Here is a 9,611-nt window from a genome sequence, read left to right on the forward strand (position 1 = left end):
CTGCGCGCCGCACTCTTGCTCTGTTCCTGGCTCCGTGGGCTTCGCCCCCGGTTTTGTGGGGGGTTCCCACCCCACACCCCCCATGCGTCGCTGCGCGACGCACTCTTGGGACGCGTCGGGTCGCAGGAGCAGGCGGGCGTCCAGGGCGACGGCGCCCGACGGGCCGAGGGCGACCGGGTTGCACTCGAACTCGGCGAGCCGCTCGCCGAAGTGGTCGACCAAGGGTCCCGACACCGCGACGAGCAGGGCGGCGAGGGCGGCGCGGTCCAGCGGCGGGCCGCCGCGGACGCCGTCGAGCAGGGCCGCCGCCGGGAACGCGGCGATCATCTCCTCCGCGTCCGACGGGGTCAGCGGCGCCAGGCGGGTCACCGTGCGGTCGATGACCTCGGCGAGCGTGCCGCCCAGGCCGAGCAGGACCAGGTGGCCGAACGGCGGGCGGTGCACGACGCCGACGATGAGCTCCAGGCCGATCGGCAGCTGCTCCTCGACGAGGAAGCCGGCGACGGAGGGGATCCGTGCGCGCATGCGGTCGGCGGCGGCGGCGACGGTGGTGGCGTCGTGGCCCAGCTCGACGGCGCCGACGTCGGACTTGTGGACGATGTCGGGGCCGTACGCCTTGAGCACCAGCGGCGGCGTGAGCCCGGCGACGTCGGCCAAGGAGGGGCCGGAGACGCCGTTCGGCACCTGTACGCCGAAGCGGCGCAGGAGGGCCTTCACCTCGGGCTCGGGCACGACGACGGTCATGGTGCGGCCTCCCAGCTCAGCAGCGACAGGCCCGGCTCGATGTCGGCGAAGCACAGCCGCACGGCCCGGCCTACCGGGGGGTCGCCGGTGCCGGACCACCCGCCGGGCAGCAGCAGGTCGGGCTGGTCGGCCAGGCGGACGAGGACGGTGACGTGGGGCAGTGGCAGGTCGGGCGCGAACGCCCGGTGGCTGCGGATCCAGCTGGCGACCGTGCCCCGGCCGGCGCTGGGCCGCCAGGTCCAGTCGAATCCGCCGCAGCCGGCGCACATCGCGCGGGGCGGCCACCGCAGGCCGGCGCAGTCGTCGCAGCGCTGCAAGAGCAGCTCGTGCCGGGCGACCGCCGCCCACCACTCGGCCGAGTCGCGATCGGCACGCGGCTGCCGCCAGGTCATCGCGACCCGCCCAGGATCAGGGCCGACGTGACGCCGCCGACGTAGCCGGGCTGCGCGCTCACCAGGGCCGTGCGCGCCCCGGCGACCTGCCGGTCGCCCGCGTCGCCGCGTAGCTGGTCGACCGCCTCGGCGACGTGGTTCAGGCCGTGCACGTACCCCTCGGACAGGTGCCCGCCGTGCGTGTTCACCGGCAGCCGGCCCCCGATCGCCGTCTGGCCGGCCAGGATGAACTCGGCGGCGCCGCCCGGCGGGCAGAGGCCGTAGTCCTCCAGCTGCAGCGGCACGAGCGGCGTGAACGCGTCGTAGAGCTCGGCGACGTCGATGTCCTCCGGCCGCAGCCCGGCCGCGCCGAACAGCCGCGGCGCCATCAGGGCCGCGGCGCTGGGCGCGAGCGTCGTGCGCCGGGTCGAGTACAGCGTGTCGCCGCCGCCGGTCGCGAACGCCCGGATGAGCACGGGCGGCCGGGCCAGGTCCCGGGCGCGTGCGGCCGACGTGAGCACGAGCGCGACCGCGGCGTCCGTCTCCAGGCAGCAGTCCAGCAGCCGTAGCGGCTCGACCACCCACGGGGACGCGAGATAGTCGTCCAGCGACAGGGGTGTGCGCAGCATCGCGCGCGGGTTGCGCGCCGCGTTGGCGCGCTGGGTGACCGAGACCGTGCCGAGCACGCGCTCGTCGAGGGCGCCGCCGTCGAGCAGCTCCCGGGCCAGCATCGCGAACTGCTGGGGCGGGGCCAGGTAGCCGTACGGGACCTGGTACTGGAACTCGGCGAGCGGCGGCGCGTCGCGCCCGGTCCCGCCCATCCGGAACTCCGACCGGGCGTTGATCGCCCGCCAGCACACCACGACCTCGGCCTGCCCGGTGGCGATGGCCGCGGCGGCGTAGCCGACCACCGTCGCCGACAAGCCACCGCCGCCGGACTGGTTGAGCATGAACGCTACGTCGCGGATGCCGAGCGCGGCGGCCACCACGGGCGCCGGGGCCGAGTCGCCGACGCCGTGGGTGGCGACCCCGTCGACGTCGCGCAGGCTCAGTCCCGCGTCGTCGAGCGCGGCGCGGATCGCCCGCAGCGCGAGGGTGAGCGTGCTGACGCCCGAGTTCTTCGACAGCTCGGTCCGCCCCACCCCCGCGACGGCGACCCGGTCCCTGAGCGTCATGCGGCCTCCGCTTCGCTCCGGCCGCGCGACCGCCTGACTGAGCCCATGATGCCCGGACCGGTCATGCGGACGCGTAGAGGACGAACGGGTGGCCGGCCGGGTCGTGCAGGACGGCCCGCACCTCGTGGGGGCCGCGCTCCGGGCCGCGCACCACCGCGGCGCCGAGCGCCGTGAGCCGCTCGACGGCCTCGGACACGTCGGTCACCTTGAACGAGGCCATCGGTGCCGTACCGAGGGCCTCGTCGCCGGCCGCGAGCGCGAACGTGACCCCGCCGCCGTCCAGCGCGGCGAACCGGTCGCCGTCGGCGAACTTCAGGGAGAGGCCGAGCCCGTCGCGGTAGAACGCGACCGAGCTGTTCAAATCGGCGGTAGGGTAGAGAACGTTGCCAACGCGGGCCTGACCTGGCTGCATGTCGCGCTCCTGGCGGTACGGTAGGCGCTCAATGTTGACCGAGCGCTTGCTTGGTAATCGTACGGTCGTGTTGCGGGACGGGTCAACGCGTCACAGCCGCTTGATGTAACGCTTGTTCGATCAGGCATACTCGGCGGCATGACCACGACTGAGGGGCGCAAGTCCGCGCGGCCCCGCCGCGGCGGCGGCTCGGCCCCGGAGGGCTCGGAGCGACGGCAGTCCCTGCTGGCGACCGCGGCCGGCCTGTTCGCCGACAACGGCTTCAGCGCCACGACGGTGCGCGAGATCGCCGACGCCGCGGGTGTGCTGCCGGGCAGCCTCTACCACCACTTCGACTCCAAGGAGGCGATCGTCGACGAGCTGCTGTCCAGCTACCTGGACCAGCTCGTGACGACCTACCGGGCGATCATCGCGGAGCCGACGCCGAGCGACCTCACGCTGAGCCGGCTGATCATCGCCGCGTTCGAGTCGATCGTCGACCATCGGGCCGCCGTCATCGTGCTCCAGCACGAGCAGCTGCAGCTGTCCCGGTTCCCGAGGTTCGCCTACCTGGCCGAGCGCGAGGCGGAGGTGGAGCGGATCTGGACCGACGTCATCCGGCAGGGCGTCGAGGAGGGCGTCTTCCGCCGCTACCCGGAGCCCGGGATCGTCTACCGGCACGCCCGCGACTGCATCTCCGCCGTCGCCCGGTGGTACCGCCCGGACGGCCAGCTCAGCTTCGCCGACCTGGCCAAGCGGTACCTCACCCTGCTGCTGCACGGCCTGAACACCTAGAGCGACCCACCCCAGCGGGCGCGGATCTCCCGCCGCAGCAGCTTGCCGCGCCCGCCGGAGGCGTCGTTGGCGTGCGGCAGCTCGTCGGCGATGACGACCAGGTCCGGCCACGCGGCCGGCGGCAGCGACGTCAGGTGCTCGCTCACCGCCTCGGGGGTCAGCTCGACCCCCTGACGCGGCACGACCGCCACCAGAACGCGTTGTTCGCCGTGTTCCGGAACCCCGACGACACCGGCCTCCGCCACGCCGGGCATCGCCAGTACCGCATCCTCGATGGTCGACGGGAGGGTCAGCGCGCCCTTCTTGCGGATCGCGTCCTCCCGCCGGCCGAGCACCGTCAGCACGCCGGTCTCGTCCATGACGCCGACGTCGCCGCCGATGAACCAGCCGTCGCGCAGCGCGGCGGCCGTCGCCTCGGGCAGCCCGTCGTAGCCGGCCATGACGTGCGGGCCGGACAGCTGGATCTCGCCGATCTCGCCCACGAGCCGCCGCCCCTCCGCGTCGACCACCCGGGCCGCGCCGAGCGTGCGGGCCCGGCCGGAGCTCGACAGCGGCACGCTGCCGTCGTCCTGGCGGGCCCAGCAGCTGTACGGCGCCTCGGTCTGCCCGTAGTACGAGTAGACGAGCGCGTTGGGCAGCCGGGTGCGGATGCGTTCGAGCAGCGGCCGGGGCAGCGGCTCGGCGCCGAGCATGATGATCCGGATCGAGTCGAGGTCGACCGACTCGTGCTCGTCGCTGCTCAGCAGCTGGGCGAAGAAGCTCGGGATCACGCTCACGTGCGTGATGCGCTCGCGCGGGACGGCGGCCAGGAAGCCGGCCGGCCCGAAGTCGCTCTCCAGCACCAGCCGGACGCCGCCCAGCAGGGCCGGGCACGCGATGGCGACGAAGCCGACGCCCCAGATGATCGGGCCGGTGCCGAACGCCGAGCCGGGCGGGCGCGGCACGTCGGTCCACAGGTTGGCGGCGGCGAGCGCGATCGCGTGCGTGTACGTGACCGGTTTCGGCAGTCCCGTGGTACCGGACGTGAAGAACAACGCGAACACGTCGTCACCGCTCGCGCCGAGGGGTGGCGGCGTGTCGTCGGTGCCTTCGACGTCGGCGATGTTGAGCAACGTGCAGGCGAGCCGGCCGCGGATCCGCTCGATCACCGGCGCGGACACGGCGTCGTAGAGCACCACCGGCGAGCCGCTCGACTCGACGACGGCGACGAGGACGTCGTCGGTCCAGTACGGGTTGAGCGCGACGAGCACGGCGCCGAGCTTGGCCTGCGCGAGGTACAGCTCGGTGATGGCGAGCGGGTCGCCGAGCAGGCTCGCCACCCGCGTGCTCTTGGCGATCCCGGCGGCGGCGAGGGCGTTGGCGCGGCGGTTGACCCGGCGGTCGAGCTCGTCGTAGGTGTAGCCGTGGCCCTGGTGGGTCACCGCGACGGCGTCCGGAGCCCGGCGGGCCTGCGCGGTGAGCAGGGCGAATCCGAGGTTCGCGTACATGGGGTTCCTTACCGGAAGGCGGGCATGACTTCCTTGGCGAAGAAGCGGATCGTGCTGAGCATGTCGTCCAGCGGCATGGCGCGGGTGCTGCCGAAGTCGCACATCAGGTTGCTGAAGCCGAACTCCTGCAGCATCTTGATCTGCGCGATGACCCGCTCGGGGTCGCCGATGACCTCCAGCTGCTCCCAGCGGAAGTCGGTGCCGACGTCGCCGCCCTTGAGGTAGCGGTCCTGCCAGTACTCGAAGCCCTTGGCGAACTGCTGGGTCCGGCTGTCGATCGGCGCGCTCTTCTCGTTGAAGATGCGGGCCCGGTCGAACGCCTTCTCGAAGCGCTCCTGGTCGGCGCGGGCCTGCTCGACGGTCGGCGCCACGTACACCGACCGGCTCACCACCAGCTCGGCCCGCTCGGTGCCGTGCCCGGCGGCGCCGGCCACCTCGCGCCACTTCTGGGCCGCGCGCTCCACCCGGTGGAACGGGGCCGCGGGGTCGGCCAGGATCGGGATGCCCTGGCCGGCGTAGCGGGTGACGGTCTCCGGGCTCACCGCGGCCACGTAGATCGGCGGGTGCGGCCGCTGCAGCGGGCGCGGCATCAGGTTGACCTCGCCGGTCGAGTAGAACGTGCCCTCGTGCCGGAAGTTGTCGGTGGTCCACGCGCCGAGCAGGATCTGCAGCGACTCGTCGAAGCGGTCGCGGGCCTCCGCGAGGTCGATGCCGAAGCCGTCGAACTCGATGCTCTGGTAGCCGCGGCCGACGCCGAAGTCGAGCCGCCCGCCGGACAGCAGGTCCAGCTGGGCCGCGGACTCCGCGACGCGCAGGGGGTTGTGCAGCGGGAGGACCACGACGCCGGTGCCCAGCCGCAGCCGCTCGGTGCGCCCGGCCAGGTAGCTGAGCATGTTGAGCAGGTCGGGGACCGTGCCGTAGTCGCGGAAGTGGTGCTCGCTGATCCACACGCCGTCGAAGCCGACCTCTTCCAGCAGCTCGGCGACGGCGAGGTTGTACTCGTAGACCTCCCGCACCGGACGGTCGTCGAAGCGGTGGAACAGCAGGAAGGACGAGAACTTCATGGCACATCCTCAAAAAGATTCGACCAAGCGCTCGTTTGGTACGATAGGCGGGCCTCACGCGGTTGCACAAGGCTTTCAGGTCGGCCGCACGTAGACAAGCGCTTGCTTGGTTATTACCGTGGCTGGCCATGGGTCGACATGTCATCGCGGCCGATGTCGGCGGCACGTTCACCGACGTCGTGCTGGCCGGGCCGGACGGAACCATGACCGTCGTCAAGACGCTGAGCACGCCGGACGACCCGACCCGCGGCATTCTCGCGGGTGTCTCGGGGGTCCTCGCCGCGTCGGGGACCGATCCGGCCGAGGTCGGCCGGTTCGTCCACGCGACCACGCTGGCGACCAACGCCATTCTTGAACGCACCGGTGCCGACGTCGCGTTCGTCACCACCCGCGGATTCCGCGACCTGCTGACGCTCGGGCGCTACGCACGGGTCGAGGAGGATCGCTTCGACCTGCTCTTCGAGCCTCCGCCGCCGCCGGTACCGCGGTCGCGCTGCTTCGAGGTGACCGAACGGGTCGATGCGCGCGGCGCCGTGCTCATCCCGCTCGACGAGGCGCAGGCGCGCGACGTCGCCCGGCGCATCGCCGAGCTGCGGGTCGACGCGGTCGCCGTCTCACTGCTGCACTCCTATGCGAACCCCGTGCACGAGCGCCGGTTCGCCGAGATCCTCGCCGCGGAGCTGCCGCCGGGTGTCACCGTCGTCGTGTCGGCGGAGATCTTCCCCGAGCTGCGCGAGTACGAGCGGGCCACCACGACGCTCATGTCGGCCTATGTCGGGCCGGTGATGGTGCGGTACCTCGGCGCGCTCGAACAACGGCTGCGGTCGATCGGGATCGATGCCAGGGTGCAGGTGATGGAGTCGAGCGGCGGCGTCATGTCGGCCGAGCTCGCCGGGCGCCGCGCGGTGGCGACGATCGAGTCCGGCCCCGCGGCCGGCGTGATCGCGGCCCAGGCGACCGGGGCAAGGCTGGGCCGCGCCGACGTCATCTCGTTCGACATGGGCGGCACCACGGCGAAGGCGTGCGCGATCCGCGGCGGCGTCCCCGACGTCACCCGCGAGTTCCACGTCGGCGGCAAGGGCAGCTACGGCGGCCGCCGGGCCGGGACCGGGGTGCCGATCAAGGTCGCCGCGATCGACCTCGCCGAGGTCGGCGCCGGCGGCGGCAGCATCGCGTGGGTCGACGACGGCGGCGCGCTGCGGGTCGGCCCCCGGTCGGCCGGCTCCCAGCCCGGCCCGGCCTGCTACGGGCTGGGCGGGCGGGAGCCGACGGTCACCGACGCCAACCTGCTGCTCGGGTACCTCGACCCGGCCACGTTCGCCGGCGGCACGATGCGCCTGGACCCCGCGAAGAGCGCGACCGCGATCCGCGGCCGGCTGGCCGAGCCGCTCGGCGTCAGCCCGGAGGCGGCCGCCGCGGCCGTCCACGACATCGCCAACGCCGTCATGGCCTCCGCCGTGCACGTCGTCACCGTGCAGCGGGGCATCGACCCACGTAACTACGCGCTCGTCGCGTTCGGCGGCGCCGGGCCGATGCACGCGGCCCGGGTCGCCGAGCGGTTCGGCATCGGCACGATCGTGGTGCCGCCCGCCTGCGGGGTCGGCTCCGCGGCCGGCCTGCTGGTGACCGACCTGTCCACCGACCGGGTGGCGACCCGGCTCATGACCGATCCCGAGGCCGGCGAGGTCGCCGGGACCTACGGCGACCTCACCGCCGCCGCCCTCGACGACCTGGGCCTCACCGACGCGGAGGTGCAGCGCTCGGTCGACGTGCGGTACCGCGGCCAGGCGCACGACCTCACGATCCCGCTGCCGGACGGGGAGCTCACCAAGGCGGTGCTGGACGAGGTCGTCGAGCGCTTCTACGCGAGCTACCGGCAGGCGTACGGCATCGCGCCGCGCGACCCGGTCGAGCTGGTCAGCTACCGGGTGCGGGTGGTCCATCGCGTGCCGGCCGCGCCTTTTGCAGAGGTTGCGGCGCAGGCCGACGGAGCGCCGGAGGGCTCCCGGCCGGCCTGGTTCGACGGGGCCTTCGTCGACACCCCGATCTACCGGCGCGCGACCCGCCGCGGCCGGCCGCCGGTGCCCGGCCCGCTCGTCGTCGAGGACGCCGAGTCGACCGTCGTGGTGCCGCCGGGCTGGTCGCTGCGGGTCGACGCCACCGACACCATCATCCTGACCCAGGGGGAACCGTCGTGACCGACGACCTCACCGCCGACGTCCTGCGCAACGCGCTGCTGGTGGCCGCCGAGGAGGCCAGCATCGTGGTGATCCGCTCGGCGTACTCGACGTTCATCGTGGAGGGCTCCGACGCCTCGGCCGCGATCCTCGACCGCGACGGCCGGCTGATCTCCCAGTCGGTGGCGACGACGCTCATGAACAGCATGGCGCTGTCCGTCGCGCTGCCGTCCGTGCTGGCCGACTTCCCGCTCGCCGACATGCGGCCGGGGGACGCGTTCGCCCTCAACGACGCGTACCGCGGCGGCATCCACACCAACGACATCCTGGTGTTCCGGCCGATCTTCGTCGGCGCCGCCGTGGAGTACTTCAGCGGCACCCTCATCCACGTCTCCGACCTCGGCGGCACGTCGGCCGGCGGGATGGCCGCGCTCGCGACCGACATCTTCGCCGAGGGACTGCAGCTGCCGCCGGTGCGCATCGCCACCGCGGCCGGGCTGGACCCGACGATCGAGCGGCTGCTGCGGCTCAACAGCCGCACGCCCGACTCGGTCGTCGGCGACGTGCGGGCCCTCATCGCCGGCGCCAACGCGGCGGCGCGGCGGGTCGACGAGCTGGTCGCGCAGTACGGCGCGGTACCGCTGCGGCAGCGCATCGACGAGTACCTCGACTACACCGAGGCGCGGACCCGGCTCGCCCTGCAGGCGCTGCGCCCGGGCACCTACCGCGCGGAGTACGCCATCGACGACGACGGCATCCACCTCGACGCACCTCCGCTCGTCGTCCGGGTCGCGGTGACCGTCGGGACCGACGGCGTCGGCGTGGACTTCACCGGCACCGACCGGCAGGTGGCGGCGGCGGTGAACTCCAGCCTGTCGCAGTCCATGGCCGGCGCGGTGTTCGCCCTGCGCTGCTTCGTCGACCCGTCGCTGCCGATGAACGCGGGCGGGCTGCGGCCGTTCACGCTGCACTTCCCGCCGGGCTCGCTGCTCAACGCGCAGTCGCCGTACCCGTGCGGCGGCCGCTTCCTGCCCGTCTACGCGGCGATCGAGGCCATCCTGCAGGCCCTGTCGGAGGCGACCCCGTCCCGGGCGATCGCCGCCTCCGGCATCCTCCAGCCGTTCTCGATCGCGGCCCGCTCCGCGCCGTACTGGATCCACCTCGCCTACGACTTCGGCGGGGTCGGCGCCCGGACCGGCCGGGACGGCCCCGACGCGACCGGCGTGCACTTCGGCGTCGGCCGCAACTCCATCCCGCAGGCGGAGCCGGTGGAGATCCGCTGCCCGCTCATCGTCGAGCAGGTCGAGTTCATCCCCGACTCCGGCGGCCCCGGCCGCTGGCGCGGCGGCCTCGGCACCCGCACGACGTTCCGCCTGCTCGCCGACGCCGACATCACCACCCGCGGCG

At 73.4% G+C, this 9,611-nt stretch carries 9 protein-coding genes; 3 read left to right on the forward strand and 6 right to left on the reverse strand.

The genetic code is table 11. The annotated features are described in order from the left end of the window. From IEZ31_RS46855 to IEZ31_RS46870, 4 genes are all read right to left on the reverse strand, one after another. Nucleotides 1-744, reverse strand: a 744-nt coding sequence (locus IEZ31_RS46855; protein ID WP_190256602.1) for an acetate--CoA ligase family protein, incomplete at its 3' end; no start/stop codon positions are given. Continuing rightward, nucleotides 741-1,136 (reverse strand): Zn-ribbon domain-containing OB-fold protein, encoded by a 396-nt coding sequence (locus IEZ31_RS46860; protein WP_190256603.1) that lies wholly within the window; start codon nt 1,134-1,136, stop codon nt 741-743. The genes IEZ31_RS46860 and IEZ31_RS46855, both read right to left, overlap by 4 nt. Beyond that, a complete protein-coding gene (locus tag IEZ31_RS46865; protein ID WP_190256604.1) occupies nt 1,133-2,290 on the reverse strand; it encodes a thiolase C-terminal domain-containing protein in 1,158 nt (385 codons plus the stop codon). Before IEZ31_RS46865 ends, IEZ31_RS46860 begins: the two co-directional genes overlap by 4 nt. Before the next feature lie 61 nt (nt 2,291-2,351). Beyond that, nucleotides 2,352-2,702, reverse strand: a complete 351-nt coding sequence (locus IEZ31_RS46870; protein ID WP_190256605.1) for a VOC family protein — start codon at nt 2,700-2,702, stop codon at nt 2,352-2,354. Nucleotides 2,703-2,840: 138 nt separating this feature from the next. Here IEZ31_RS46870 and IEZ31_RS46875 point away from each other — a divergent pair, with 138 nt between their 5' ends. Further along, complete coding sequence (locus IEZ31_RS46875) at nt 2,841-3,476, forward strand: TetR/AcrR family transcriptional regulator (protein WP_190256606.1); 636 nt, start codon at nt 2,841-2,843, stop codon at nt 3,474-3,476. On the opposite strand, the gene IEZ31_RS46880 is transcribed toward IEZ31_RS46875, so the two are convergent. Both IEZ31_RS46880 and IEZ31_RS46885 read right to left on the reverse strand, forming a co-directional pair. Beyond that, nucleotides 3,473-4,963: a class I adenylate-forming enzyme family protein gene (locus IEZ31_RS46880; protein WP_190256607.1), complete on the reverse strand. Its 1,491-nt coding sequence runs from the start codon at nt 4,961-4,963 to the stop codon at nt 3,473-3,475. The genes IEZ31_RS46875 and IEZ31_RS46880 overlap by 4 nt on opposite strands. Before the next feature lie 8 nt (nt 4,964-4,971). Further along, the gene (locus IEZ31_RS46885) at nt 4,972-6,027 is read right to left on the reverse strand and encodes an LLM class flavin-dependent oxidoreductase (protein WP_190256608.1); all 1,056 of its coding nucleotides are present in this window, start codon (nt 6,025-6,027) and stop codon (nt 4,972-4,974) included. A gap of 128 nt (nt 6,028-6,155) precedes the next feature. Between IEZ31_RS46885 and IEZ31_RS46890 the strand changes: the two genes are divergently transcribed. Together IEZ31_RS46890 and IEZ31_RS46895 are read left to right on the forward strand one after the other, a co-directional pair. Next, nucleotides 6,156-8,225 carry a hydantoinase/oxoprolinase family protein gene (locus IEZ31_RS46890; RefSeq protein WP_190256609.1) on the forward strand — a complete coding sequence of 690 codons (2,070 nt, stop codon included), beginning with the start codon at nt 6,156-6,158 and terminating at the stop codon, nt 8,223-8,225. Continuing rightward, nucleotides 8,222-9,611, forward strand: a 1,390-nt coding sequence (locus IEZ31_RS46895) for a hydantoinase B/oxoprolinase family protein (RefSeq protein WP_229836937.1), incomplete at its 3' end; no start/stop codon positions are given. The genes IEZ31_RS46890 and IEZ31_RS46895, both read left to right, overlap by 4 nt.

The sequence above is a fragment of the Dactylosporangium sucinum genome (genome assembly GCF_014647515.1).
In the GTDB taxonomy this organism is placed as follows: Bacteria; Actinomycetota; Actinomycetes; order Mycobacteriales; family Micromonosporaceae; genus Dactylosporangium; species Dactylosporangium sucinum.

Bases quoted from the DNA above. Each gene is read 5' to 3' on its own strand.
- IEZ31_RS46880 (WP_190256607.1), bottom strand. From the start codon at position 4,963: ATGTACGCGAACCTCGGATTCGCCCTGCTCACCGCGCAGGCCCGCCGG.
- IEZ31_RS46885 (WP_190256608.1), bottom strand. From the start codon at position 6,027: ATGAAGTTCTCGTCCTTCCTGCTGTTCCACCGCTTCGACGACCGTCCG.
- IEZ31_RS46890 (WP_190256609.1), top strand. From the start codon at position 6,156: ATGGGTCGACATGTCATCGCGGCCGATGTCGGCGGCACGTTCACCGAC.
- IEZ31_RS46870 (WP_190256605.1), bottom strand. From the start codon at position 2,702: ATGCAGCCAGGTCAGGCCCGCGTTGGCAACGTTCTCTACCCTACCGCC.
- IEZ31_RS46860 (WP_190256603.1), bottom strand. From the start codon at position 1,136: ATGACCTGGCGGCAGCCGCGTGCCGATCGCGACTCGGCCGAGTGGTGG.
- IEZ31_RS46865 (WP_190256604.1), bottom strand. From the start codon at position 2,290: ATGACGCTCAGGGACCGGGTCGCCGTCGCGGGGGTGGGGCGGACCGAG.
- IEZ31_RS46875 (WP_190256606.1), top strand. From the start codon at position 2,841: ATGACCACGACTGAGGGGCGCAAGTCCGCGCGGCCCCGCCGCGGCGGC.